The organism is Ruegeria sp. AI2, assembly GCF_056541275.1.
Genome location: NZ_JBQFYB010000001.1, coordinates 566,457 through 591,003 on the forward strand (window position 1 = coordinate 566,457; position 24,547 = coordinate 591,003).

The following is a 24,547-nucleotide window of genomic DNA, read 5'->3' on the forward strand; positions in this document are numbered from 1 at the left end:
CTGAGGTATTCCCATGTCCCAGATCGAACAAGCCGTAGCGCAACACTACACCACCGGAGCACTGACCGACCGCGTCCGCGCGGCGCTTGAGGCCAGCGGTATCGATCCGGATGCGGCCACGGTCGCAGACCTGAAAGCAGGGGACGAGTTCCATACGGGCGGCGTTCTGGCGACCAACAACCTGTTTGCGCAGTTGTCGCCGACCCATGCGACCCGTGTTCTGGATGTCGGATGCGGTATCGGCGGGACCTGTCGCTATGTCGTGGATCGCTATGACTCGACAGTAACAGGCGTCGATCTGACACCGGAATTCGTTGAAACCGCCAAGGTGCTCAGCGATATGGTCGGGCATTCCTCGAAAACCAGCTTTCATGTGGGCAGCGCATTGGACATGCCGGTGCCGGATGCTGGGTTCGACCTGGCCGTCATGATGCATGTGGGCATGAACATAAAGGACAAGGCCGGGCTGTTCGCCGAAGTGTCGCGGGCGCTGGCCAAGGGTGGCACTTTTGCCCTGTTCGATGTGATGGCCGGAGACGTGGATGAGCCGCTGGCTTTCCCTCTGCCGTGGTCCACTGTTGCCGAAACCTCGTTCGTGGATGCGCCGGATGTTTACAAGTCTGCGGCAAGCGCCGCGGGTTTTGAACTGGTGACAGAAACGGATCGCACCGAATTCGCGATACAGTTCTTCGAGGACGTCTTTGCAAAGATTGCCGAATCCGGCCCGGCACCGCTGGGCATTCATCTGATGATGGGCGAGACGGCGCCCGAAAAGTTCCAGAACTACGTCAAAAACCTCAAGGCCGGGCGCATACGTCCGACCGAAATGATATTCAAAAAATCCGGCTGAGCCGGGAAGGGAGAAGCCATGGCCGATCTGACGACTAACTTTCTGGGCATTTCCAGCCCCAACCCTTACTGGCTGGCCTCTGCGCCGCCGACGGACAAGGAATACAATGTTCGTCGCGCGTTTGATGCCGGTTGGGGCGGTGTTGTGTGGAAGACGCTGGGGTCCGAGGGACCTCCGGTCGTAAATGTGAACGGCCCGCGGTATGGCGCGATTTACGGTGCCGACCGCCGTTTGCTGGGACTGAACAATATCGAACTGATCACCGACCGCCCGCTTGAGGTGAACCTCGAGGAAATGGCGCGGGTCAAGTCCGACTATCCGGATCGCGCCCTGATCGCTTCGATCATGGTGCCCTGCGAGGAAGAAGCCTGGAAAGCCATTCTACCGCGGGTGGCTGAAACCGGCGCGGACGGAATCGAACTGAACTTCGGTTGCCCGCACGGGATGAGCGAGCGTGGTATGGGGTCCGCCGTAGGGCAGGTTCCGGAATACATCGAAATGGTCACGCGGTGGTGCAAGCAATACTATGACCGTCCGGTCATCGTGAAACTGACACCGAATATCACCGATATCCGGAAACCTGCGGCGGCGGCCAGAAATGGTGGCGCGGATGCGGTGTCGCTTATCAACACGATCAATTCGATCACCAGCGTAAATCTGGACACGTTCAGCCCGGAACCGTCGATTGATGGCAAAGGCAGCCACGGAGGATATTGCGGCCCTGCCGTGAAACCGATCGCCCTGTCGATGGTGTCCGAAATCGCTCGGGCCGAGGCGACGCATGGCATGCCAATCTCGGGCATCGGGGGTGTCACCACATGGCGTGATGCGGCCGAGTTTATCTCGCTGGGATGTGGCACGGTGCAGGTCTGTACCGCTGCGATGACCTATGGGTTCAAGATCATTGATGAATTGACGACAGGTCTGTCGGAATGGATGGATGAAAAGGGGTATACCAGCATTGATGAGGTGATCGGGCGCGCGGTGCCCAATGTCACCGATTGGCAATACCTGAACCTGAACTACATCGCCAAAGCCAAGATCGATCAGGACCAGTGCATCAAATGCGGCCGATGCTATGCCGCCTGTGAAGATACCAGCCATCAGGCGATTTCAATGTCGGATGACCGTGTGTTCGAGGTGATGGATGACGAATGCGTCGCCTGTAACCTCTGCGTTGATGTCTGCCCGGTCGAGGGCTGTATTTCGATGGTGCCGATGGCGGCGGGTGAAATCGATCCGCGCACCGGGAAAGAGGTTCAGCCGACCTATGCGAACTGGACCACGCACCCGAACAATCCGATGGCCAAAGCAGCGGAATGATCGAGACAGGGAATATCCCTGAGGGGCCGCTGACGCGGCCCCTGCATTCATGGCGTCAGAAGCTTTCGGTACAGCGTATCGACAAAGGGTTCTGCACCCTCAAACGGGTTTTCGTCACCCAGAATAGCCCGCACCTGAACGTCGAAATCGGCATAATGCTGCGTCAGCGCCCAGATCGAAAACATCAGATGATAAGGGTGCAACCGCGCGATTTTGCCCTGATCCATCCAATTGGTGAGAATGGTGACCTTTTCGTCAACCAGTTGTTTGAGATCATTGGACAAAGCGTCGTGAATGCGCGGCGCGCCTTGCACAAGTTCATTGGCAAAAAGGCGGCTTTCCCGTGGTAGCTCCTGACTCATTTGCAGTTTCCGGCGAATATAGGCCAGCATTTCCTCCATCGGATCACCGGTCTCATCCAGATCGTGCAGGGGCGCCAGCCAGGTTTCCAGCAAGCCCGAAAGCAATTCGGTGTGGATCGCCTCTTTCGACGCGAAATAGTAGAGGAGATTGGGTTTGCTCAACCCCGCCTCGGCAGCAATCTGATCGACGGTCGCCCCACGAAACCCGTGTGCGGAAAACACATTCAGGGCAGCCTCGAGAATCGCGGCTCGGTTCTTCTTCTGGATACGAGTCGGTGCGCGGTCTTTCGGCATGATTTCAGTGTGTCTCTTTTTTCGTCGGATAGGCACGGATTACACTGAAATTTCAGGCTTTGCCGCGCAATTTCTTGACTGATACCGAACCCGTGATAGCGTGAGTTTGACCAGTTGGTCAAATCAAGACACCAATAGCGAGCAAAATCGCAAGCAAACAGGGAATAAGACAATGGCAGCTCCGGCGCAGAATCTCAGGATCAATGGCGACAGGTTGTGGGACAGCCTGATGGAGATGGCCAAGATCGGTCCCGGTGTTGCGGGGGGGAATAATCGGCAAACTCTGACTGACGAGGATGCCGAAGGCCGCGCCTTGTTCCAGAAATGGTGTGAAGAGGCCGGATGCACCATGGGGCTGGACCAGATGGGCAACATGTTTGCGCATCGTGAGGGCACCGACCCGGACGCTTTGCCGGTCTATGTGGGATCGCATCTGGATACGCAGCCGACCGGCGGAAAATATGACGGTGTGCTGGGCGTTCTGGGCGGGCTGGAGATTATCCGCACGCTCAATGATCTCGGGATCAAGACAAAACATCCCATCGTGGCAACCAACTGGACTAACGAGGAAGGGACGCGATATGCGCCTGCCATGCTGTCGTCTGGTGTCTTTGCGGGAATGCACACGCAGGACTGGGCATATGGCCGTGAAGATGCCGAGGGTAAGAAGTTCGGGGATGAGCTGAACCGGATCGGTTGGCGCGGCGAAGAAGAAGTCGGCGCGCGCAAAATGCATGCTTTCTTTGAGTTGCATATCGAACAAGGCCCGATCCTTGAAGCCGAAGGAAAGGATATCGGCGTCGTCACCCACGGTCAGGGTCTGAGCTGGACACAGGTCACGGTGACCGGCAAGGATGCCCATACCGGTTCAACCCCGATGCCGATGCGCAAGAATGCCGGGCTTGCGATGGCGCGCATTCTTGAGAAAGTGGACGAAATCGCCTGGTCTCATGCGCCGCATGCGGTCGGTGCCGCGGGGCATATCGACGTATTCCCGAATTCTCGCAACGTAATCCCCGGAAAAGTCGTTTTCACGGTCGATTTCCGCTCGCCCGAGCTGGAGGTGATCACCGACATGGAAAATCGCCTGCGGGTGGCGGCGGAAGATATTGTCGAAGAAATGGGCCTGCAGATCGAATTCGAGAAAGTCGGCGGTTTCGATCCGGTGAAGTTCGACGACGATTGCGTGTCTGCCGTGCGCGATGCGGCTGAAAGGCTGGGCTATTCGCATACCAACATCATCTCGGGCGCGGGGCATGATGCCTGCTGGATTAACCGCGTGGCCCCGACCGCCATGGTCATGTGCCCCTGTGTCGACGGGCTGAGCCATAATGAGGCTGAAGAGATTAGCAAGGATTGGGCGGCAGCCGGGGCAGATGTCTTGCTGCATGCCGTGGTCGAGACTGCCGAAATCGTGGAATAGGGGGCGCTGCCCCCGTCGCCCAAGGGCGACTCCCCCGGGATATTTTTGGCCAGATGAAGCAAGCGGCGCAGACCGCATCAGGGAGTTCAAAATGAGTACTGTTATTAAAAACGGAACCGTTGTCACCGCGGATTTGTCATACAAGGCGGATGTATTGGTCGAAGGCGGCGTCATCACCGAGATTGGGATGGGTCTGAAAGGGGATAAAGAGCTGGACGCGACCGGCTGTTATGTGATGCCCGGTGGGATTGATCCGCATACCCATCTGGAAATGCCGTTCATGGGCACCTATTCCAGCGATGATTTTGAAAGCGGTACGCGGGCGGCCCTGGCGGGGGGCACGACTATGGTTGTTGACTTCGCACTGCCCAATCCGGGTGAAAGCCTGTTGGATGCCCTGAAGCGCTGGGACAACAAATCAACGCGGGCGAATTGCGACTACTCGTTCCACATGGCGGTGACATGGTGGGGGGAACAGGTATTTGACGACCTCAAGACCGTGATCGAAACGCGCGGCATCAACACGTTCAAGCATTTCATGGCCTATAAAGGCGCGCTGATGGTGAATGACGATGAGCTTTATGCTTCGTTCAGGCGTTTGGCCGAACTGGGCGGCATCGCAATGGTGCATGCCGAGAACGGAGACGTCGTTGCCGAACTGAGCGCCAAGCTTCTGGCCGAGGGGAACTCTGGCCCGGAAGCGCACGCTTATTCCCGACCGCCGCAAGTAGAGGGTGAGGCCACAAACCGGGCCATTATGATCGCAGATATGGCGGGCGTGCCGCTGTATGTTGTTCATACATCCTGCGAAGAGTCTCATGAGGCCATTCGCCGAGCCAGAATGCAGGGCAAGAGGGTGTGGGGCGAGCCGCTGATTCAGCATCTGACCTTGGATGAAAGCGAATATTTCAATCAGGATTGGGACCACGCCGCGCGGCGGGTCATGAGCCCCCCGTTCCGCAATAAGCAGCACCAGGACAGCCTGTGGAATGGCCTGCAATCAGGATCGCTGAGTGTTGTGGCAACCGACCATTGCGCCTTCACGACCGAACAGAAACGCTTTGGAGTTGGGGATTTCACCAAGATCCCGAACGGGACCGGCGGTTTGGAAGATCGGATGCCGATGCTGTGGACGCATGGTGTGAATACCGGACGCCTGACGCCCAATGAATTTGTTGCGGTGACTTCAACAAACATCGCCAAGATACTGAATTGCTACCCTAAAAAAGGCGCGATCCTTGTTGGAGCGGATGCGGATATCGTCGTGTGGGATCCTGAAAAAACAAAAACGATCAGAGCCAGTACGCAGCAATCTTCGATCGACTACAACGTGTTTGAGGGCAAAGAGGTCAAAGGCCTGCCGCGCTTTACGCTGACCCGTGGACAGGTTGCGGTACATGATGGTGAAATCCGCACGCAGGAAGGCCATGGCGAGTTCGTTGCGCGCGAGGCAAATACGACCGTCAACAAGGCTTTGAGCGCGTGGAAAGAACTAACCGCCCCTCGGCCAGTTGAGCGGACAGGTATCCCGGCGACGGGGGTTTGATCCGTTGGGCCGTTTTCTGGGCGGCCCCAGCACCACTCTTTTCAAGGCAATAGAATGACCACTGAAAGCACGACCCAGCACGTCATCGAAGCAAGGCAGCTTGACCTCACCTTTCAAACCAATGACGGGCCTGTTCACGCGTTGAAAGACGTGAACCTGACGATCGACAAGGGTGAATTTGTTAGTTTCATTGGCCCCTCGGGCTGTGGGAAAACCACTTTCCTGCGCTGTATTGCGGCCTTGGAGACACCGACCGGCGGGTCGCTGACTGTCAACGGAATGACAGCGGACGAAGCACGGCGGAACAGGGCCTATGGGTATGTCTTTCAGGCAGCGGGCCTTTATCCCTGGCGCACCATAGCAAAGAACATCAAGTTGCCGCTTGAGATCATGGGCTATTCCGCGTCCGAGCAGGAGGAAAGGGTGAGAAAAGTCCTGGAACTGGTTGATCTTGAAGGATTTGGCGGAAAGTTTCCCTGGCAGTTATCCGGTGGGATGCAGCAGCGCGCCAGCATCGCCCGGGCCTTGGCCTTTGATGCCGATATCTTGTTGATGGATGAGCCGTTCGGCGCTTTGGATGAGATTGTACGGGACCACTTGAACGAGCAGCTTCTGGCGCTTTGGGCCAGAACAGAAAAGACCATCGGCTTCGTGACTCATTCGATTCCAGAAGCCGTATATCTGAGCACCAAAATTGTCGTGATGAGCCCGCGGCCGGGGCGGATTACGGATGTGATCGACAGCCCGCTGCCAAAGGAACGGCCGTTGGACATTCGTGACACTCCGGAATTCATCGAAGTGGCCCATCGTGTTCGCGACGGGTTGCGGGCGGGGCATTCTTATGACGACTGATCCGGGGGCAGAAACCATCAGACGGGCCGTGGTAAGTGACTTGCCGGCTTGTGCTCGTGTGATTTGCAGCTGGGCCTGGCAGACGGACTGGATGCCTGATGAATTACCGGTGGAGGAATTGTCGACCCTGATCCATGAAGCGTTCGACAGTCGCGAGATCTGGGTCGCGGGTGATCCGGTTGATTGCTACATGTCCATAGATCCGGCGCAGTGTAAAATCGGTGCGTTGTATTGCAGCCGGACGGGGCAGGGAATTGGCAAGCGTTTCGTTGCCAAGGCGAAGCGGGGTCGGACCCATCTTTGGCTGACAACACACAAACCCAATCAGGCGGCGCAGAGGTTTTACCGCCGTGAAGGGTTCGAGGTAACTGCCGAAGAACCACCCGTACCGCCGGATACAGTGCCCGTCTATCGAATGGAGTGGCATGCATGAAGCAGATCATTGCCGTTTTCACCGTCGTCGCCGTGATCGTTCTGTTCTGGTATGTCGCTTGCGTTCCGATGAACATCAAAGGGGTTTTGACCGAGCTTGAACGTGGCGGTGCCGAGGTTCAGCCACCCACTGCAAGTGCGCGCCGGGATCTGGGAGAGTTCGGTCTGGTTCTGAATAATTCGTTCGCGATTCCAGCAACTTGGGAGCAAGGCAAGCCCCGTTTGCCATCACCTCATCAGGTGGCGATTGAATTGTGGGATACAACTGTTCTGAAGAAAATCAACTCGAAAAGATCGCTGATCTTTCATGGGTGGGTGACACTCAGCGCTACGATGCTGGGCTTTGTCATCGGGACCGGGCTGGGTGTCCTGTTGGCCGTTGGGATCGTGCATAGCCGCGTGATGGATTTGTCGGTCATGCCATGGGCTATCGTTAGCCAGACGATCCCGATTATCGCTCTGGCACCGATGATTATCGTGGTTCTTTACTCGGTCGGGGTTCAGGGGATCATTCCCAAGGCGATCATATCAGCGTATCTGAGCTTTTTCCCGGTTGTCGTCGGCATGGTCAAAGGGTTGCGCAGCCCTGACGCGATGCAACTTGACCTGTTGCGGACTTATAATGCCAGCCAATCGCAGGGGTTTTGGAAACTGCGCCTGCCGGCGTCGATGCCATACCTGTTCACTTCGTTGAAGATCGGTATCGCGGCGTCGTTGGTCGGCGCAATCGTGGGTGAGCTGCCGACAGGCGCTGTCGCAGGATTGGGTGCTCGGTTGCTGGCAGGCAGTTACTATGGTCAAACCGTGCAGATATGGTCAGCGCTGTTTGCTGCGGCCATTCTGGCTGCCTGCCTGGTCGGTTTGCTGGGATTGATTGAACGGTCGGTTCTGAAGCGGATGGGGATGGCGCAATGATGTTGGTTGTCTTTGCTTTGCTGCTGTGGGCGTTCGGCTGGTGGTTGAACAGCCGATTGGCCAGTGGCCCGCAAGCCAACAGCCAGATGGTACGCTTTCTGGCACCGGTGATTTTTGGTCTGACCATTGTTGGAGCCTGGGAGCTGGTGGTCCGTGGGCTTGAAGTGCCGCTGGTCATTCTGCCGGCACCGTCTGCCATAGCGGTGCGATTTGCAGGTAGCCTTGACATTCTTTGGTCCGACTTTGTTCAGACAATCCTGAAAGGAGCGCTCAGCGGATATGTTATCGGCTGTGGATCGGCCTTCCTTATGGCGATTGCTGTCGATCGGTGGGATTTCCTGCGTTTGGGGCTTTTGCCAGTCGGAAATTTCGTCGCGGCTTTGCCCATTGTGGGGACGGCACCCATTCTGGTCATGTGGTTCGGGTTTGATTGGCATTCCAAAGCGGCGGTGGTGGTTGTGATGGTGTTCTTTCCGATGCTGGTCAACACCGTGGCCGGTCTGCGCGAGGCCACCGCAATGCAGCGTGACTTGATGGAAACTTATGCTGCAAGCTATTGGCAGAGCTTTCTGAAGCTGCGGCTGCCCGCGGCGATGCCTTTCATTTTCAACGGGTTGAAGATTTCGACAACTTTGGCTTTGATTGGCGCCATCGTGGCGGAATTCTTCGGATCGCCAACGCTCGGTATGGGATTTCGGATTTCCACCAGCGTCGGTCAATTGTCGTTGGACATGGTCTGGGCCGAAATCGTTGTTGCCGCTATCGCGGGTACGGCCTTTTATGGCCTGGTGGCGGGAATCGAAAAAGTGGTGACGTTCTGGCACCCCTCACAACGCGGATAAGACGAAGAAAATCAACAGACCCTGAAAATCGGGGCGCAACAAGCAACTAGGAGAAATGAAGATGAACAAGCTATTCAGCGGGGCGGTTGCCGCCTTTGGTCTGGCAGCCAGTACGGCGCTGGCGGCGGATGAAGTGACACTGCAACTGAAATGGGTCACGCAAGCACAATTCGCGGGCTACTACGTTGCCAAGGACAAGGGCTTTTACGAGGAAGAAGGCCTGGACGTTACCATTCTGCCCGGTGGGCCTGACATCGCTCCGACACAGGTGATTGCGGGCGGCGGTGCTGATGTGACCGTTGAATGGATGCCTGCCGCTCTGGCCGCACGTGAAAAAGGGTTGCCGTTGGTGAACATCGCCCAGCCGTTCAAAAGCTCGGGCATGATGCTGACCTGCTGGAAAGATGCCGGTATTTCGTCGCCTGAGGACCTGAAGAACCGCACGCTGGGTGTCTGGTTCTTTGGCAATGAGTTCCCGTTCATGAGCTGGATGAGCCAGTTGGGCATCAGCACTGATGGGAAAGGCGACAACGGTGTGGAAGTTCTGAAACAGGGCTTCAACGTCGATCCGCTGCTGCAACGTCAGGCGGATTGCATCAGCACCATGACCTACAATGAATACTGGCAGGTCATCGATGCCGGTGTCAGCCCAGATGAACTGGTGACCTTCAAATACGAAGACCAGGGTGTCGCGACGCTGGAAGACGGTCTTTACGTTCTGGAAGAAAATCTCAGCGATGCGGCCTTCACCGACAAGATGCAGCGGTTTGTTCGCGCCTCGATGAAAGGATGGAAATACGCCGAGGAGAACCCCGACGAAGCAGCGGATATCGTGCTGGAGAACGATGCAACGGGTGCGCAGACGGAAGAACATCAGAAACGCATGATGGGTGAGATCGCGAAGTTGACCGCAGGTTCGAACGGCGCGCTGGACCCGGCGGATTTTGATCGCACCGTTGGTACCCTGTTGGCTGGAGGTTCTGACCCGGTGATCACCAAGACACCTGAAGGGGCCTGGACGCACCAGATTACGGACGCTGCTCTGAACTGACGCTAACCGTTAATTTGAAGGTCAAAAGCGCGGTCCCAATCGGGGCCGCGTTTCGCATTCGTGGTGTCGGAATTGTGTCTGTACTTGACACCGATATAAAGTAGTATTTCCCTGTAAACTTACGCGTTTCTATACGAAGGGTCGACTACAGGGAATAAAATGCAGGAATTTTCATCAGAATTCAGCGCTGCGATTGCCTTGATCCTTGGGGGAGATTCTGAGCTGTGGGCAATTGTGCTGTTGTCTCTGAAAGTGTCCGTTTTTGCGGTGCTGGTTTCTGCTCTGATCGGAATGCCCGTGGGGGCTGCGTTGGCCGTCGCCCGGTTCCCCGGCCGCCGGATGCTGATCGTCCTGATGAATGCACTGATGGGGTTTCCACCGGTTGTCGTGGGCCTGCTGGTCTATCTGATGCTGTCCCGTTCGGGCCCCTTGGGGGTGCTTGAGCTTTTGTACACTCCGACCGCCATGATCATCGCGCAGGTGGTGTTGGTCACTCCCATTGTCGCGGCTCTGACGCGCCAGGTTGTTGAAATGTTGGCTGAGGAATATTCAGAACAGCTGCGGTCCTTGGGAGTGTCACGGCTGGCCTCGGTCCCGGTTTTGTTGTGGGATGCGCGACTGGCACTGGTCACGGCCTTGCTTGCCGGTTTCGGACGCGCCATCGCCGAGGTGGGCGCGGTTATCATCGTTGGCGGAAACATCAATCATGTGACCCGCGTGATGACGACAACCATTGCGCTTGAAACGTCGAAGGGAAACCTGTCGCTGGCACTGGCGCTGGGGGCGATCCTGATCGGGATTGCAATTGCCGTAAACGCGATGGTCAGCGCGGTCAGTTTGCGGGCCGAGCAGGAGGGGTTGCGCCATGCGTGACGTGATCTGTGAAATGTCGAACTGTCTGACGGTTGAAAAAGTGCAAATTCGCAGCAACGGCAAGGTTTTGCTGGATGTTCCTTCATTGGTTCTGGATGGTCCGGGGCCGACGTTGCTTCTTGGCCCCAACGGTGCGGGAAAAAGTCTGTTGCTACGGTGCTTGCATGGCCTGATCTCGCCGGATCGCGGGCGGGTGGTGCAGGACGGAAACCCTCTGGGCGCCGCGCAGAAAACGCGCCAAGCCATGGTATTTCAGAGACCGGTTCTGTTGCGACGGTCTGTTGCTGCAAACCTGGGCTTTGTCCTCAAGCGTCAGGGTATGGGGCGAGCGGCAAGAAAGGCACGTATCATCGAGTTGCTGGCCGAAGGCGGGCTGGAGGGGAAGGCCTGGCAATCTGCCCGGTCGCTCTCGGGGGGCGAGGCCCAGAGGCTGGCCATTTTGCGTGCCTTGGCGCTGGAGCCCGAAACACTGTTTCTGGACGAACCGACCAGCGCCCTTGATCCCGGCGCGACACAGATGATCGAACGTATGGTTCTGCGCGCCTCGGCGCGGGGTGTACGGATCGTGATGGTCACACATGATATTGGCCAGGCCCGTCGTTTGGCGTCGGATGTGGTCATGATGCAGGGCGGTCATGTGGTTGAACACGGCCCCGCAAAGCAGGTTTTGGATACCCCCGAAAGCGAAGCATCGCGTCGCTACCTCGCGGGTGGATTGGTTACCTAAAAGAAAAACGGAGAAAATGATGTTCCGCGCAATACTTCGGGCAGCGGTGATAGCCCTTGGTCTGTCGGCAAATGCGGCCTTGGCAGAGACACCGTTCATTGTCGTGCAGTCTACGACATCCACCCAGAACTCGGGGCTGTTGGACTATATTCTGCCGTGGTTCGAGGCCGAGTCGGGCATTGACGTACGCGTTGTGGCCGTAGGAACCGGTCAGGCAATCCGCAACGCAGTGAATGGTGACGGGGACGTTCTGCTGGTTCACGCCAAATCCGCCGAAGAGAAATTCGTCGCTGATGGATATGGCGTGGAGCGGAAGGACCTGATGTATAACGATTTTGTATTGGTGGGCCCCAAGGCAGATCCCGCTGGAATTCGCGGTGGTGCCGACATTCTGAGCGCTCTTACAGCGATTGCAAAGGCTGAAGCCCCGTTTGCGTCGCGCGGTGATGACAGCGGAACGCACAAGGCCGAGCTGCGGCATTGGTCGGCTGCGGGGCTGGACCCAACCGGCGCGTCCGGCAGTTGGTATCGGGAAACCGGTTCAGGTATGGGGGCGACGCTGAACGTTGCCAGCGGCATGGACGCGTACACTCTGACAGATCGGGCGACGTGGCTGTCCTTTGGTAACAGAGGCAATCTTGAGATCCTGGTCGAAGGCGACCCGCGTCTGTTCAACCAATATGGTGTGATCCTCGTAAATCCTGAAAAGCATCCGCATGTACGGGCGGCCGCTGGTCAGCGTTTCATCGACTGGTTGACCGGGCCCGACGGGCAGCAGGCGATCGCCTCTTTCCAGCTGGACGGTCAGCAGGTGTTTTTCCCCAATGCGCAATAAGCTGGCCTGCGGCCAGCCCCGCGGGGCGAGTATTTTTGAAAAGATGAAGGCGCGGGTGGATTTTCACCCGCTGGCCCCATTGTGGTGGATCGTGCCAAGACCAGACAGGTCATAGCCGCCGAACTCGCGCGCCCGCTGGGCGAACTGACCCGAGCGCAACAGGGTTAGCAGTTTCTGTATCGGCGGATCGAAAAAGGCCCGACGCCAGATGGCAAGATCCAGCCGCTCGGAATGAGTGGGGACAAAACCTAAGTTGTAGAGACCGGCTAGGGCGCCAAGCCCAAAACCGGCCTCGGCCTTCCGGTCATGCAGGGCGATCGCAAGCTCTTCTTCTGTACGTGCGCAGCCGGGTCGAATGTCCAGATCATCCCGGCGCAGGCCGTGGGCGTCCAGTTGGGCGTCAAACAGGCGCTGGCTTGCCGCACTGTCCTGACGCAGTATGACGGTGCGTGACTTGAGGTCGTCAAAAGAATTGATGTCGGATATGCCCGGGGCAAGAAGCAATCCACGCTCACGTCGGGCGACTTCATATAGGATCACCGGGGCTTCGCCCAAAGTGTCTTGCAGGGATTCCTTGTTGAATCCGCCATTTTCGTGGATGTGTAACACAGCGCCCTGTGCGCTTCGTTCACTGAGCCTGATCAGGCCATCAAAAGAACCGTCGTAATAGGTGGCCAGCCCCGACCCACTTTCACGCAGCGCCCAGTCCAGCAAGGGATCGTGGCTGCCTGCTATGATCGGGGGCAGGGGCGGTTCAGCGACCTGAGGGCCGGATCGCGACGCGTTGAGCCAGGCAATGATCTCGGCCCGCGGAAACAACAGCTTGCCCATGGCGCGCACACACGGCACCTCGCCTGACGAGGCAAGGTCATAAGCCTTCCGCTCGCCAATGCGCAGCAGATCGGCCAGTTCACGGGTGGTCAGATATTGCGCCATTCAGTCGAGGCGCACGGCGATGCCGGACGTAGTGTCAGCGGTGCTGAACCCGATCTGTTCCAGCACAAACGGGGCTGCGCCTGCAATAACGACCATCGCGGCGACGGCGGCAAGAAAGGCTTTCATGGGCTCCTCCGGTTCAGTTCCGGTCAGTTGTTGCGCGACGCAAAAAAGCAATAAGATCCTGGCGATCCTGTGCTTTGGCAATTCGCTGCATCGGCATTTTCGACCCCGGAATGTAGTGGTCTGGCCCCTCGTCGAAAAGGGCATTTATTGTCTCGTCATTCCAAATGATATCAGAGCCTTGCAATGTATCCGAGTACAAATACCCACGAACCGTGCCGGCCTGACGTCCAAATACACCGTGCAGGGTTGGGCCTGCACGTCGCACGTTATCGGAGGACAGGCTGTGACAGATCGAACATTTGCGCGCAAACTGGCGTTCCCCGTTGTCCATCTCATCAGGATTTTTCAGGAAACTCGGTTCTGCCGAGGCCATCTGGTGTTGGTCGGACAGAGCGTCCACAGGCCAGCTGTACATCGCCTCGTCAAGTCCGCCCGCATGGATGTTTTTACCGTCTTTGGAAAATGCCAAAGCCCAGACCGGACCGCGCAACGTGGCGCGAAAATCCTGTGCAATGCGCCAATCGACGGTGTCGATGACCATAATATACCCTTCGCCATCACCTACGGCCAAAAGTTTCCGATCCGGGCTGAGCGCAAGGGCAAGGATCGGGCGGCGGTCCAGTGTAAAGTCGCGCTCTTCACCGTTGGAAAGGTCAAGGATACGTGTGACACCGTCTACCGCACCGTAAGCGAGCCAGTTGTCCTGTGCATTCAGCGCCAGTTCATTGATGCCGAACCCGTGCTCGACAAGACGCCTTGTTTCTTGCCCGCTGGACACGTCCCATAGGCGCAAAGCGCCGTCGACGCCCGCCGAAAATAGCTGCGTGCCGTCAGGTGAGAATGCGACCGCGTTTACGCCACTGCCGGTCGGTCCAAGCCGCGCGGGTTCTGTGCCATCGACAGGCCACAGGCCGATTGTTCCATCCCAGCTGGCCGTGGCAATAAGGGTTTCTGACGCGGCAAGGCCAACAATCTTGCCCTTGTGTCGGCCAATGACTTCACCGCTGGGCCATTTGCGCAGGGTGAAATCGTCCCCGGCAGAATAGAAAGCGGAGCCGTTGAACGCGACTGCGTTTACGGCGGCTTCGTGCCCTTCGAACCAATTTGGCGTTTGCCCGGTCCAAAGACCCACTGAGTTGTCGAAACTGGCTGTTGCGATGCGACCGTCTGGCGCGGTGGCAATGCCCATGATAGGCCCGCCATGCCCTTTCAGTGTAAAGAATTCTGCCACGGCAGGCAGGGGCACCAGCGCCAGCGCCAGAACCAGCCCACGCATCTATTCAGCGGGTGAGGCGGCTGCTTTGCCAGCCTCTTTTTCCTGCACCTCTTCCAGCCAGAGCGAGTGATGCTCGCGCGCCCATTGTTCTTCGACCTCTCCGGTTCCCATGGCGTCAAACGCGCCCTCCATCCCGACCGAGCCGAGATAGATATGCGCGACGATGATCGCGATGAACACATAGGCAATCATGACATGCCAGACTTGGGCGAATTGCATCTCTTCTTGCGGTGACATCTGCACTGGCAAGGTCAGACCCAGCGCCTGCGGAATGCCCGTGGCGTTTGCGACCGAGAAGGTCTTGGCGAACAGGGGCATCTCGAACGGGAACAGCAGTGACAAGCCGGACAGGCTGATCGACACGCCCAGCAGGATGCAGGCCCAGAAGATGATCTTTTGCCCCGCATTGAATTTCCGGGCGGGCGGGTGGTTGCCCTTGGTGAACAGGCCCCCGCCAGCGGCCAGCCATTTCAGGTCAGTGCGGTTGGGGATGTTATGAGCAATCCAGTTCACCGTGACAATGATCAGACCCAGCATGAAAGCCCAGGCCAGATTATTATGCAGCCACTTGCAGCCCTGTGCGATGGTGGCGAAACCTTCCTTGCCGAAGATCGGGATCAGGAAGTCGCGGCCATAGAGCGTGAGCAAACCAGTAATGGCGAGGATCAGGAACGATCCAGCAAACAGCCAATGGCCAAAACGTTCAATCCCGTTGAAACGGGTGACCGTGCGGCCCGTTTTCTCTCCATCAATGCGGATTTTCCCACGGATCAGGAAGAACAGCAGAATGATGCCCAGCATCCCGGCGATGATGTAAGTGCCATATTCGCGCAGCGGTCCGCTGCGGAAGTTCAGCCACCACATGCCGCCATCCTGTATCAACACGCTTGCGGCGGGGCCGTTTGACGATACGGTCACATTGGCCGAGCCATAGCGCAACGCACGATATACATCACTGTCCGACGCGACACCACGGGTGCCAAGCTGACCCATCAGCCCCTCGACATTGCTCTGGCCGGTATTGCCGGAGCGATATCCGTTATCCACCTGCTCACCACGTTGCCGGGCGAGAATATCTTCAAGGGTCGTCGCTCCGCCGGTTCCCGCCCTTTCAGGCGTGGCGTTGCTGTCATCGGTCGTTTGGGCGGCTGCCGAAAAGGTCAGTCCAAGGGTGAACAGAAAAGCGATGAGAAAGCGGAGCATCTGAACCTCGGTCAAATTCCAAGATCGGACAACCCGCGCCGAGCGGGTTGTCCATTGCTTTGTGCAGACAGCGGCTTAGCCGTCTTTCTGGTCGTAGGCAGTACCCCAACCCCAGGCGCCCGAGCCGAAACCGCGCGCCACGACGCGTTCACGGTACACAGCCGACACCACGTCGCCGTCACCGGCAAGCAGGGCCTTGGTGGAGCACATTTCGGCGCAGATGGGCAGTTTGCCCTCGGCGATCCGGTTGCGACCGTATTTGGCGAACTCTGCGGTCGAGTGGTTTTCTTCGGGACCACCGGCGCAGAAGGTGCATTTGTCCATCTTGCCGCGTGAACCGAAATTGCCTGCCTGCGGGTATTGCGGCGCGCCAAACGGGCACGCGTAAAAGCAATAACCGCAACCGATGCACAGGTCCTTGGAGTGCAGGACAACACCTTCTTCGTTCTGATAGAAGCAGTCGACCGGGCACACCGCCATGCAGGGCGCATCCGAACAATGCATACAGGCCACCGAGATCGAGCGTTCGCCCGGATTGCCGTCATTGATCGTCACCACCCTGCGGCGGTTGATGCCCCAGGGTACCTCATGCTCGTTCTTGCACGCGGTTACGCAGGCGTTGCATTCGATGCAGCGTTCAGCGTCGCAGAGAAACTTTGCTCTAGCCATTAATCGTCCTCCTTACGCTGCCGAGATCTTGCAGAGAGTACACTTGGTCTCCTGCATCTGGGTCACTGAATCATAGCCATAAGTCTGGGCGGTGTTGGAACTTTCGCCCAGAACATAGGGGTCAGCACCGGCGGGGTATTTGTGCCGCAAGTCCTCGCCCTGGAAATGGCCGCCAAAGTGGAAAGGCATGAAGGCGACACCGGCACCGACCCGATTGGTCAGCATCGCCATCACCTTGACCTTACCGCCTTCCGGACCTTCGACCCAGACCTGTTGCCCGTCCCGAATGCCAAGGTTGTTGGCATCGCGCGGATTGATCTCGACGAACATGTCCTGCTGAAGTTCAGCAAGCCATGGGTTAGACCGGCTTTCCTCGCCGCCGCCTTCATATTCAACCAGACGACCTGACGTCAGGATTATCGGGTAATCCTTTGAAAAGTCGTTCTTTTGGATCGAAGCATAAAGGGTGGGCAGGCGATAGGCGTGCCGGTCTTCGTAGGTTGGATAGTCCACCACCAGATCACGCCGGTTCGTATAAAGCGGCTCGCGATGCAGTGGGATCGGATCCGGGAAGGTCCAGACGACCGCGCGGGCCTTGGCGTTCCCGAAGGGCGCACAGCCATGCTTGATCGCCACCCGCTGGATACCGCCCGAAAGGTCGGTTTTCCAGTTGGTTTCGGGGCCTGCAACGGCATCGATTGCAGCGCGTTCTTCAGCCGTCAGGTCGCCGTCCCAGCCAAGGTCCATCAGCATCTGCATCGTGAATTCAGGGTATCCGTCCTGAATTTCTGATCCAACGCTATAGACCCCTTCGGCCAGCAGGTTGTCGCCATCGCGTTCCACTCCGAACCTGGCGCGGAAGGTCAGGCCGCCTTCGGCCACCGGTTTGGACATGTCATAGAGGTTCGGAGTCCCCGTATGACCCATCTCAGCGGTTCCCCAGCACGGCCAGGGCAGACCATAATATTCGCCGTCGTTTGGTCCACCAATGGCTTGCAGCGTGGTTCGGTCGAACGTGTGCTGATTGGCCATATGGCTTTTCAAGCGTTCCGGCGACTGCCCGGTATATCCGATGGTCCAGAGGCCCGAGTTGAATTCACGCGTGATGCTTTCAACATTCGGGGTCTCGGGGTCTTCCATCTCGATATTGCGGAACAGGCGATCCGCCCAGCCGAACTTGTTGGCGAACTTGGCCATGATGACCTCGTCCGGCAGGCTTTCGAACAGCGGATCAACGACCTTGTCACGCCACTGCAACGAGCGGTTTGACGCGGTGACCGAGCCACGGGTTTCGAACTGCGTACAGGCGGGCAAAAGGTAGACGCCATCGGTGCGGTCATGCAGAACGGCCGAGACAGTGGGATACGGGTCAATCACGACCAGCATGTCCAGCTTTTCCATTGCCGTTTTCATTTCCGGACCCCGCGTTTGCGAGTTCGGCGCGTGACCCCACAGAACCATGGCGCGGACATTGTTGTCCTGATCCATGTTCGCAGGATCTTCCAGAACACCGTCGATCCAGCGAGAGACCGGGATACCGCTTTCATTCATCAGCGGTTTGTCCTTGCCGTCTTTGCCCTTGATCGTGGCGAACTGGCCCTTAAGCCAATCCAGGTCTTCACCCCAGACGCGGCTCCAGTGACCCCATGCGCCCGCGGACAGGCCGTAATAGCCGGGCAGAGTGTGGGACAACACACCAAGGTCTGTCGCGCCCTGCACGTTGTCGTGGCCGCGGAAGATATTGGTGCCACCACCCGAGGTACCCATGTTGCCCAGCGCAAGCTGAAGCACGCAATAGGCGCGGGTGTTGTTGTTGCCGTTGGTGTGCTGTGTGCCGCCCATGCACCAGATGACCGTGCCGGGGCGGTTGTTGGCCATGGTTCGGGCAACACGTTTCAGTTGCGAGCCAGGCACGCCGGTGACGCGTTCTGTTTCTTCAGGCGTCCATTTGGCCACCTCATCCTGAATCTGGTCCATGCCCCAGACACGGGTGCGGATGAACTCTTTATCCTCCCAACCGTTGTCGAAGATGTGCCACAGGATGCCCCAGATCAGTCCAACGTCTGTACCCGGGCGGAAACGGACATATTCATCCGCATGGGCTGCGGTGCGCGTAAATCGCGGGTCGCAGACGATCAGCGGGGCGTTGTTCTGCTCTTTCGCGCGCAGAACGTGCAGCAGAGAGACAGGGTGCGCCTCGGCCGGGTTACCGCCGATGATGAAGATGGCGCGCGAGTTGTGGATGTCGTTATACGAATTAGTCATGGCGCCGTAGCCCCATGTATTCGCAACACCCGCAACAGTGGTCGAGTGACAGATACGGGCCTGATGGTCCACGTTGTTCGTGCCCCAGTAGGCGGCGAATTTGCGGAACAGATAGGCCTGTTCGTTATTGTGTTTTGCTGAGCCCAGCCAATACACGCTGTCGGGCCCGGATTCTTCGCGGATCGACATCATGCCGTCGCCGATCTCGTTGATCGCCTCTTCCCAGCTGATGCGCTTCCACTCGCCGCCTTCCTTTTTCATCGGATATTTCAGGCGGCGCTCGCCATGGGCGTGCTCGCGAACCGACGCCCCCTTGGCACAATGTGCACCCAGGTTGAACGGGCTGTCCCAGCCGGGTTCCTGCCCGACCCAGACACCGTTCTGCACTTCGGCAACGACGGTACAGCCGACCGAACAGTGGGTGCATACGGATTTGATGTTTTCGACGGCCTGATTGGCCGCTGTCTGGGCACTGGCTGGCGTCACGGTTCCACCCGTGGCGCTGATCGCGGCAAGGCCGCCGATCGTCAGGCCCGAGCCACGCAGGAATGCGCGGCGATCGACGGTTTTCTCGCCGACCTGGGACAGGATACTTGTCCGCTGGGGGCGTCTCGCAACCCCGTTGGTCTTTTTCCTAAGCATGTCTTTCCTCCCTTGCGCGCCGTGTCAGCCACGGCTGGCTTGGTACTGCTGAAACCGACGTCAGGGCCAATCGCAACCGTCTGCCGGGTATGAAAGCGTCCGGTCCTAGAACCGGGTGCTCTCGATGTAGGCGCGTGTATGCGCAGTATCCTGAATGCGGGTTTCGTCGGTCGGCAGCGCGGCGGCTTCGGCCTTCCCGGTCAGGCTGGCGGCGGCAACGGCAGCAGGCGCTGCGGTTCCGGCCAGTTTGAGGAAGTCACGGCGGGTGGCGCCTTCTTCCTTGGTCTTGCTCATGGGAACCTCCTTTCCCAATTGCAGTGTAACGCCCGTTTGGGCGCTGGCGAATGACAGCGGTTCACGCTGTCGTCATCCGGAACGCTTCGCGCTCGATCTCCATGAACACCCGCCCGGCAGTGCCGACGGATGCATAAAGAACCGAGTTCTCGGCTGCTTCCAAATCCGAATAGAAATGCGTGGCCCACGGGCCGATATGCTTGCTCCAGAATGCCTTTTGGTCATCAAGGGATGCCGGGCTGCCAAAACGCCCGACGATCATTCCGGCCATCATCTCCATCAATGAGGCGATGTTATCTTCGGGCTCGAACACGTTCTGGGCACGTGTAATCCCGCGAACCGCCATGTCATTGCGCAGCTGAGCCAAGGGTTTCTCGTTCAGGAAGCCCGTCAGGTAGAAACTGGCGTAAGGCAGCAACTCACCCCGGCCCAATCCGATGAACAACGCATTGAATTCCCGTTCGGCAGCGGCTGGCTTGGTAACTTTGGCAACCCGCGCCATGGATTGAATGGCCTTGCCAAGATCCGTGTCATCTCCGACCAGACCAGCCATTTGGTTCAGCAATATCTGGTCCGGAGGACCTGCCAGTAACAGACCCAGAAAGTTATAGAAATCCGCGCGCAGGCGATCCTCGGCTGAAACATCCAGAGTGTGCGCGTCACTTGCGGTCATTCGGTCATCCTTCAAATTCAAATGTCATTCGACGTGGCGACGGGGGACGTTCGAGTTCTTCCGGCTCTTCTACCTGAGCAACTGAAACCGGCTGTGGCACGGGATCGGGGTCAACCGGCACGACCTCAGGTTCAGAGAGCGTATCAGCCTCGATTTCGTCTACTTCCGTTTCTTGCGCGTCGGCGGCCAGTGCCTCGACATGCGCCAGCATGCCTTTTCCAACCTGATAGGCGGTTTGGATGTTTTCGATCACGCAGGCCGAATCGGTGTAGTCCTCGCCGTAATCAACCAGCCCGTCGACATTGGCCAGAACAGGGTTCAACCGCCACAGCCGACGCAGGGCACGGCGCCGCAGGCGATCAGGCACTGCCTTGGACATAAAGCCTGAAATATCTTCGCCGGGTCCGAGGGTATCGGGATCGGGAAGGTTGAATTCGGCCAAAATCTCGGCGTCACTCTTTTCTTCAAGTTCGGCGTGATGGGCTGCGATCACTTGTTCTTCAAGGGCCAGCGCCTCGGCTTCAGCTTCGGCCTGAACGGCAGCCTTTCGGCGCGACCAGAAATCACGCCGCTCTGTCATTGCAGCACCCGTCTCGGGGCGCGGAAAACATCCGATGCCTGCCGGATACGCGCGTCGCCCTTACCATCCTCCACCAAATCGGTTCGCTTTCTGTCGCGACGGCGCTTGACGAACACTTCGTGCTGGTGATGTTTCAGGGTGAAATCCCTTACCCAGGCGATCAGCCCTTCGGTCATTGGGATTTTCTCGACAATCTCTTCGCCGGTATCCGCGTAATCCTGCCCCTGGAACGGAGAAGCGGTGATCAGAACTGCATTCAGGGGCGTGTCGCCCTTCAGCTCATTCCGCAGTACAAGATAGATTGAGGGCTGCCCGTCCGACAGGTTGACCAGGTAGGCTTCGGTCTCGTCCGCCCAGAGGGTCAGGGGGAGGGTGGCAGCGTGGTATTCGACCGCCTCGCCTTCGCGGCGCAGTTCCTGCCAATCGGCTGGCCCTGCACCGGGCAACACGGCGACCGCGCGCCAGTTCCAGCGGGCCCAACGTGTGACCCCGGGTGTTTTGCGCACAATGACGCCAACCGGCATGTCGATCTGGCTTGCGGCCTTGGCCACTGGATCCTCCCCGAAAGGCTCTCCCCTGCCTTTCCATGTCCACTATGGAACACAAAATAGCCACGTGCCAAGCCTGCGCTTTAATACTTTGGTCGTATTCCCGGTAGCGTCTTCGTGATCAAAGCCTGAGAAGGCTTTTGTTTTATGGGATTTTGCCGCGAAACTCTGCCGGGCGCGCTGTGCGCTTCGCAGGGTTGAAGTTGCCTCATCGGGAATGCAGCCTAAAGTGCAAAGGATCGGGATTGCTTCCCGAGGGAGGGGACATGGGCACGAAACTATTGCTCTGCAATTGCGCAGGAACTCAGGCGCTGGATCCGGACAGGATCGAAAGCGCCTGCGGGATTGCATGTTCAAAGGTGCATACTGCGCTTTGCTCAAAGGAACTGCAATCCGCTGCGGCCTTGATGCAAGAGGGCGATACCGTCATCGCCTGTCTGCAGGAACAAGAGGTATTCCGGTCGCTTGCCGAAGATATGAATATCGAAATCCCCGGCTTTGTCGACCTGCGGGATCGTGCCGGTTGGTCCGATCAGGGCGCAGATGCGACGGCCAAAATGGCTGCCTTAGCTGCCGAAGCGTTCCTGCCGCAACCGGTGACGCCCAGCGTTGATGTTATCAGCGAAGGCACGTGTTTCATCATTGGTCCTGGTACCGTTGCCTTTGGACTGGCGGAAAGGTTGGCCCGAACACTGGCTGTAACCGTTCTGGTCACGGATCAGGCTGAGCCAGACTCTCGGGCCTTCGACGTCATTCGGGGACAATTGCGGTCTGTTTCGGGTGCTCTGGGTGGGTTTTCCTTGCGTCTGGACAATGTGCAGCAAGTGGTTCCCGCAGGCAGGGGTGCTTTCAATTGGACGGAACCAAGAGATGGGGCGCAATCGGCCTGCGATATCATCGTTGACCTGACGGGGGGCACGCCCTTTGTGCAGGCTCCGGCCAAGCGCGAGGGGTACCTGAGGGCTGATCCCAAGGATGCGGTGTCTGTAGAACGTTTGGCTTTTGAAGCCGCCCAACTGGTTGGAACATTCGAAAAACCACTGTACGTGCGACTGGAGGAAACACTTTGCGCCCATTCGCGGGCGGAACAGGTTGGGTGCTCAAACTGTCTGGATATCTGTCCAACCGGTGCAATCACACCCTCGGGCGAGCATGTGGCGATTGATCCAATGGTCTGCGCTGGGTGTGGCGAATGCGCGGCGGTCTGCCCGTCGACGGCGATAACCTATGAAGATCCACCTGTTTCGGCCTTGCTGTCACGGATGCATATTCTGGCACGCACGTACCGAATGGCAGGCGGTATCGCACCCCGGTTGCTTGTGCACGACGCCTACGGTGCCGAAATGATAAGGCTTACAGCAAGGTTCGGCCGGGGATTGCCTGCGGATGTTATCCCGCTGGAATTGAAAGTGATATCCGGGTTCGGCCATTCGGAAATGCTGGCCGCGCTGGCACATGGATTTGCGCGTGTGGATGTGTTGCTGGCCCCGACGACCGAACAGGATGCGCTGGATCGCGAAATTGAACTGGCACGTGCCATAACTGGTTCGGATGGGATCGGGCTGATCGAGGAGGTGGACCCTGACGCGATGGCAGACTTGCTGTATGCTCAGAAAGTTCCCGAACCGTTGGCAGATCCGGTGTTGCCACTTGGCAACCGCCGACAAATCGCACGGTTGGCAGCACAGGCCCTGAATCCGCAGGCCAAAGCCCCGCTGCCATTGCCTGAAGGTGCGCCTTACGGTGCCGTTGCTGTGAATACAGACAGTTGCACGCTCTGTCTTAGTTGCGTGTCGCTGTGCCCGTCCGGGGCTTTGATGGATAACCCTGACAAGCCCCAGTTGAACTTTCAGCAGGATGCGTGCCTGCAATGCGGAATGTGCAAGACGATCTGCCCCGAAGACGCGATCACCTTGGTGCCGCAACTGGATCTGAGCGATGCTGCCCTGTCTCAGCAGGTCCTGAACGAGGAGGAACCGTTTGCTTGCATCGAATGCGGGGCTTTGTTCGGGGTGAAATCAACCGTTGAACGGATCATGGAAAAGCTTTCGGGCACGCACCCGATGTTTGCCACGTCGGATCAGGCACGGATGATCCAGATGTGCGACAATTGCCGAGTGAATGCTCATTTCCAGCAGCAGGACAATCCGTTCCAGTCAAAACCCAAGCCTCGGGTCGTTACCACCGAGGATTACTATTCGGATAGAAAGGATCACTGAAGCTTTAGCGGCGCGCCCAGATCAGCGGCGTCTATGCGCGAAACAAACGCCAGGATGGCTTCAAGATCGTCCAACGTCATCTTGACCGGGTGAATTGGGGATGGGCGCTCGGGATCAAAGGGCGGTGTCAACCCGTCGATCTGCGTGAATGCGGGGTGGGGATTGAGGGCAAAGAACGCTTCGAACCGTTCCGACCAATCCGGCATCGCGCGCAGGACGGCGAAAGAGGGGGTCGAGCCAAGCCCGTTCATCCGATTGCGGGGGCCAATCACATGACATCGACCACAATGGGTCATCGACAGTTCTTCGCCCAACACGGTGTTGCCGTCCAGGGTATCGTCCGACTGGGTGACCTTGGGATCAAAGCTGGCGCTGAACGGTTCACCCACCACAGGAGGAAAGCTTTCGACAGTGCGCTTGCCGATCTCTGATTGCAGCCAGTCGCGAAACCGGATTTGACGATCATCGCCTTCGATCCGCAGGTGATAAACCACGCCACCACGGGCAAAGACAGGATCGCCGGGTGGTTCGGTTACCAGCACCATGGCACCGGCATCATCTGCGACAACGCGTATCCCGGTCTTGAGAGAGAAGCGAGGAAGGATATGTTGCAACAGACCGGAGTCGTTAACCTCTACCGGGGCCGCAAGGCCAATCGCCTCCTGCGACAAGGAGGGGGTGGCGGTGAGCGTCAGGCTCAGGCACAACAAGACAAGGCGCATGGTTTAGCCTAACTATGAAGGCTGTTACGCGTCAAATGAACAGAAAGAGACGGAGACACATGCAATGAG

25 protein-coding genes are annotated in these 24,547 nt (G+C 58.0%); 13 read left to right on the plus strand and 12 right to left on the minus strand.

The window, feature by feature from the left end; translation table 11 throughout:
* Positions 1-13 precede the first annotated feature (13 nt).
* On the plus strand, positions 14-850 hold the full coding sequence (locus ACR0LL_RS02805; RefSeq protein ID WP_480583760.1) for a class I SAM-dependent methyltransferase: 837 nt from the start codon (positions 14-16) through the stop codon (positions 848-850).
* An 18-nt stretch (positions 851-868) separates the two neighbouring features.
* A complete protein-coding gene (gene preA, locus ACR0LL_RS02810) occupies positions 869-2,173 on the plus strand; it encodes an NAD-dependent dihydropyrimidine dehydrogenase subunit PreA (RefSeq protein ID WP_480583762.1) in 1,305 nt (434 codons plus the stop codon).
* 47 nt (positions 2,174-2,220) lie between these two features.
* Here preA and ACR0LL_RS02815 read toward each other — a convergent pair whose 3' ends face one another.
* Positions 2,221-2,829, minus strand: coding sequence for a TetR family transcriptional regulator C-terminal domain-containing protein (locus ACR0LL_RS02815; RefSeq protein ID WP_209504191.1), 609 nt, complete (start codon positions 2,827-2,829; stop codon positions 2,221-2,223).
* A gap of 172 nt (positions 2,830-3,001) precedes the next feature.
* Here ACR0LL_RS02815 and ACR0LL_RS02820 point away from each other — a divergent pair, with 172 nt between their 5' ends.
* From ACR0LL_RS02820 to ACR0LL_RS02865, 10 genes are all read left to right on the plus strand, one after another.
* Positions 3,002-4,252 carry a Zn-dependent hydrolase gene (locus ACR0LL_RS02820; protein WP_480583765.1) on the plus strand — a complete coding sequence of 417 codons (1,251 nt, stop codon included), beginning with the start codon at positions 3,002-3,004 and terminating at the stop codon, positions 4,250-4,252.
* 91 nt (positions 4,253-4,343) lie between these two features.
* A complete protein-coding gene (gene hydA, locus ACR0LL_RS02825; RefSeq protein ID WP_480583768.1) occupies positions 4,344-5,798 on the plus strand; it encodes a dihydropyrimidinase in 1,455 nt (484 codons plus the stop codon).
* Positions 5,799-5,852: 54 nt separating this feature from the next.
* Entirely contained in the window at positions 5,853-6,650 is a 798-nt protein-coding gene (locus ACR0LL_RS02830; RefSeq protein WP_209595940.1) for an ABC transporter ATP-binding protein, read from the plus strand.
* A gap of 91 nt (positions 6,651-6,741) precedes the next feature.
* Entirely contained in the window at positions 6,742-7,083 is a 342-nt protein-coding gene (locus tag ACR0LL_RS02835; protein ID WP_480583772.1) for a GNAT family N-acetyltransferase, read from the plus strand.
* Positions 7,080-7,997 (plus strand): ABC transporter permease, encoded by a 918-nt coding sequence (locus tag ACR0LL_RS02840; protein WP_480565157.1) that lies wholly within the window; start codon positions 7,080-7,082, stop codon positions 7,995-7,997. Before ACR0LL_RS02835 ends, ACR0LL_RS02840 begins: the two co-directional genes overlap by 4 nt.
* A complete protein-coding gene (locus tag ACR0LL_RS02845) occupies positions 7,994-8,839 on the plus strand; it encodes an ABC transporter permease (protein ID WP_480583774.1) in 846 nt (281 codons plus the stop codon). The genes ACR0LL_RS02840 and ACR0LL_RS02845 overlap by 4 nt, the downstream gene beginning before the upstream one ends.
* 61 nt (positions 8,840-8,900) lie before the next feature.
* Entirely contained in the window at positions 8,901-9,890 is a 990-nt protein-coding gene (locus ACR0LL_RS02850; RefSeq protein ID WP_480476654.1) for an ABC transporter substrate-binding protein, read from the plus strand.
* Positions 9,891-10,049: 159 nt separating this feature from the next.
* A complete protein-coding gene (locus ACR0LL_RS02855; RefSeq protein ID WP_480485912.1) occupies positions 10,050-10,763 on the plus strand; it encodes an ABC transporter permease in 714 nt (237 codons plus the stop codon).
* Positions 10,756-11,490 carry an ATP-binding cassette domain-containing protein gene (locus ACR0LL_RS02860; protein WP_480583777.1) on the plus strand — a complete coding sequence of 245 codons (735 nt, stop codon included), beginning with the start codon at positions 10,756-10,758 and terminating at the stop codon, positions 11,488-11,490. Before ACR0LL_RS02855 ends, ACR0LL_RS02860 begins: the two co-directional genes overlap by 8 nt.
* A 16-nt stretch (positions 11,491-11,506) precedes the next feature.
* Positions 11,507-12,325: an ABC transporter substrate-binding protein gene (locus tag ACR0LL_RS02865; protein ID WP_480583780.1), complete on the plus strand. Its 819-nt coding sequence runs from the start codon at positions 11,507-11,509 to the stop codon at positions 12,323-12,325.
* Positions 12,326-12,388: 63 nt separating this feature from the next.
* Here ACR0LL_RS02865 and ACR0LL_RS02870 read toward each other — a convergent pair whose 3' ends face one another.
* The 10 genes from ACR0LL_RS02870 to ACR0LL_RS02915 all read right to left on the minus strand — a co-directional run bounded on the left by ACR0LL_RS02870 (position 12,389) and on the right by ACR0LL_RS02915 (position 21,540).
* Positions 12,389-13,261 (minus strand): helix-turn-helix transcriptional regulator, encoded by an 873-nt coding sequence (locus ACR0LL_RS02870; protein WP_267365570.1) that lies wholly within the window; start codon positions 13,259-13,261, stop codon positions 12,389-12,391.
* Positions 13,262-13,387 (minus strand): hypothetical protein, encoded by a 126-nt coding sequence (locus tag ACR0LL_RS02875; RefSeq protein ID WP_480583783.1) that lies wholly within the window; start codon positions 13,385-13,387, stop codon positions 13,262-13,264.
* A gap of 13 nt (positions 13,388-13,400) precedes the next feature.
* On the minus strand, positions 13,401-14,663 hold the full coding sequence (locus ACR0LL_RS02880) for a c-type cytochrome (protein WP_480583786.1): 1,263 nt from the start codon (positions 14,661-14,663) through the stop codon (positions 13,401-13,403).
* Positions 14,664-15,866 carry a formate dehydrogenase subunit gamma gene (locus ACR0LL_RS02885; protein ID WP_267365567.1) on the minus strand — a complete coding sequence of 401 codons (1,203 nt, stop codon included), beginning with the start codon at positions 15,864-15,866 and terminating at the stop codon, positions 14,664-14,666.
* A 75-nt stretch (positions 15,867-15,941) separates the two neighbouring features.
* The gene (gene fdh3B / locus ACR0LL_RS02890) at positions 15,942-16,535 is read right to left on the minus strand and encodes a formate dehydrogenase FDH3 subunit beta (protein ID WP_209504177.1); all 594 of its coding nucleotides are present in this window, start codon (positions 16,533-16,535) and stop codon (positions 15,942-15,944) included.
* A 12-nt stretch (positions 16,536-16,547) separates the two neighbouring features.
* The gene (locus tag ACR0LL_RS02895) at positions 16,548-19,442 is read right to left on the minus strand and encodes a formate dehydrogenase subunit alpha (RefSeq protein ID WP_480583789.1); all 2,895 of its coding nucleotides are present in this window, start codon (positions 19,440-19,442) and stop codon (positions 16,548-16,550) included.
* Positions 19,443-19,547: 105 nt separating this feature from the next.
* Complete coding sequence (locus ACR0LL_RS02900; RefSeq protein WP_209504175.1) at positions 19,548-19,736, minus strand: ubiquinol-cytochrome c reductase iron-sulfur subunit N-terminal domain-containing protein; 189 nt, start codon at positions 19,734-19,736, stop codon at positions 19,548-19,550.
* 61 nt (positions 19,737-19,797) lie between these two features.
* Entirely contained in the window at positions 19,798-20,409 is a 612-nt protein-coding gene (locus ACR0LL_RS02905; RefSeq protein ID WP_480583792.1) for a TorD/DmsD family molecular chaperone, read from the minus strand.
* A 4-nt stretch (positions 20,410-20,413) separates the two neighbouring features.
* Complete coding sequence (locus tag ACR0LL_RS02910) at positions 20,414-20,989, minus strand: DUF3306 domain-containing protein (RefSeq protein ID WP_480583795.1); 576 nt, start codon at positions 20,987-20,989, stop codon at positions 20,414-20,416.
* Positions 20,986-21,540, minus strand: a complete 555-nt coding sequence (locus ACR0LL_RS02915; RefSeq protein WP_267365561.1) for a DUF3305 domain-containing protein — start codon at positions 21,538-21,540, stop codon at positions 20,986-20,988. The genes ACR0LL_RS02910 and ACR0LL_RS02915 overlap by 4 nt, the downstream gene beginning before the upstream one ends.
* Before the next feature lie 263 nt (positions 21,541-21,803).
* On the opposite strand from ACR0LL_RS02915, the gene ACR0LL_RS02920 reads away from it, so the two are divergent.
* Positions 21,804-23,756: a 4Fe-4S binding protein gene (locus ACR0LL_RS02920; protein ID WP_480583798.1), complete on the plus strand. Its 1,953-nt coding sequence runs from the start codon at positions 21,804-21,806 to the stop codon at positions 23,754-23,756.
* Here ACR0LL_RS02920 and ACR0LL_RS02925 read toward each other — a convergent pair.
* Complete coding sequence (locus ACR0LL_RS02925; protein WP_480583801.1) at positions 23,750-24,478, minus strand: hypothetical protein; 729 nt, start codon at positions 24,476-24,478, stop codon at positions 23,750-23,752. The two genes, ACR0LL_RS02920 and ACR0LL_RS02925, sit on opposite strands and share 7 nt — an antisense overlap.
* Positions 24,479-24,547: the final 69 nt, after the last annotated feature.

Bases quoted from the DNA above. Each gene is read 5' to 3' on its own strand.
- ACR0LL_RS02805 (WP_480583760.1), top strand. From the start codon at position 14: ATGTCCCAGATCGAACAAGCCGTAGCGCAACACTACACCACCGGAGCA.
- preA (WP_480583762.1), top strand. From the start codon at position 869: ATGGCCGATCTGACGACTAACTTTCTGGGCATTTCCAGCCCCAACCCT.
- ACR0LL_RS02815 (WP_209504191.1), bottom strand. From the start codon at position 2,829: ATGCCGAAAGACCGCGCACCGACTCGTATCCAGAAGAAGAACCGAGCC.
- ACR0LL_RS02820 (WP_480583765.1), top strand. From the start codon at position 3,002: ATGGCAGCTCCGGCGCAGAATCTCAGGATCAATGGCGACAGGTTGTGG.
- hydA (WP_480583768.1), top strand. From the start codon at position 4,344: ATGAGTACTGTTATTAAAAACGGAACCGTTGTCACCGCGGATTTGTCA.
- ACR0LL_RS02830 (WP_209595940.1), top strand. From the start codon at position 5,853: ATGACCACTGAAAGCACGACCCAGCACGTCATCGAAGCAAGGCAGCTT.
- ACR0LL_RS02835 (WP_480583772.1), top strand. From the start codon at position 6,742: ATGCCTGATGAATTACCGGTGGAGGAATTGTCGACCCTGATCCATGAA.
- ACR0LL_RS02840 (WP_480565157.1), top strand. From the start codon at position 7,080: ATGAAGCAGATCATTGCCGTTTTCACCGTCGTCGCCGTGATCGTTCTG.
- ACR0LL_RS02845 (WP_480583774.1), top strand. From the start codon at position 7,994: ATGATGTTGGTTGTCTTTGCTTTGCTGCTGTGGGCGTTCGGCTGGTGG.
- ACR0LL_RS02850 (WP_480476654.1), top strand. From the start codon at position 8,901: ATGAACAAGCTATTCAGCGGGGCGGTTGCCGCCTTTGGTCTGGCAGCC.
- ACR0LL_RS02855 (WP_480485912.1), top strand. From the start codon at position 10,050: ATGCAGGAATTTTCATCAGAATTCAGCGCTGCGATTGCCTTGATCCTT.
- ACR0LL_RS02860 (WP_480583777.1), top strand. From the start codon at position 10,756: ATGCGTGACGTGATCTGTGAAATGTCGAACTGTCTGACGGTTGAAAAA.
- ACR0LL_RS02865 (WP_480583780.1), top strand. From the start codon at position 11,507: ATGATGTTCCGCGCAATACTTCGGGCAGCGGTGATAGCCCTTGGTCTG.
- ACR0LL_RS02870 (WP_267365570.1), bottom strand. From the start codon at position 13,261: ATGGCGCAATATCTGACCACCCGTGAACTGGCCGATCTGCTGCGCATT.
- ACR0LL_RS02875 (WP_480583783.1), bottom strand. From the start codon at position 13,387: ATGAAAGCCTTTCTTGCCGCCGTCGCCGCGATGGTCGTTATTGCAGGC.
- ACR0LL_RS02880 (WP_480583786.1), bottom strand. From the start codon at position 14,663: ATGCGTGGGCTGGTTCTGGCGCTGGCGCTGGTGCCCCTGCCTGCCGTG.
- ACR0LL_RS02885 (WP_267365567.1), bottom strand. From the start codon at position 15,866: ATGCTCCGCTTTCTCATCGCTTTTCTGTTCACCCTTGGACTGACCTTT.
- fdh3B (WP_209504177.1), bottom strand. From the start codon at position 16,535: ATGGCTAGAGCAAAGTTTCTCTGCGACGCTGAACGCTGCATCGAATGC.
- ACR0LL_RS02895 (WP_480583789.1), bottom strand. From the start codon at position 19,442: ATGCTTAGGAAAAAGACCAACGGGGTTGCGAGACGCCCCCAGCGGACA.
- ACR0LL_RS02900 (WP_209504175.1), bottom strand. From the start codon at position 19,736: ATGAGCAAGACCAAGGAAGAAGGCGCCACCCGCCGTGACTTCCTCAAA.
- ACR0LL_RS02905 (WP_480583792.1), bottom strand. From the start codon at position 20,409: ATGACCGCAAGTGACGCGCACACTCTGGATGTTTCAGCCGAGGATCGC.
- ACR0LL_RS02910 (WP_480583795.1), bottom strand. From the start codon at position 20,989: ATGACAGAGCGGCGTGATTTCTGGTCGCGCCGAAAGGCTGCCGTTCAG.
- ACR0LL_RS02920 (WP_480583798.1), top strand. From the start codon at position 21,804: ATGGGCACGAAACTATTGCTCTGCAATTGCGCAGGAACTCAGGCGCTG.
- ACR0LL_RS02925 (WP_480583801.1), bottom strand. From the start codon at position 24,478: ATGCGCCTTGTCTTGTTGTGCCTGAGCCTGACGCTCACCGCCACCCCC.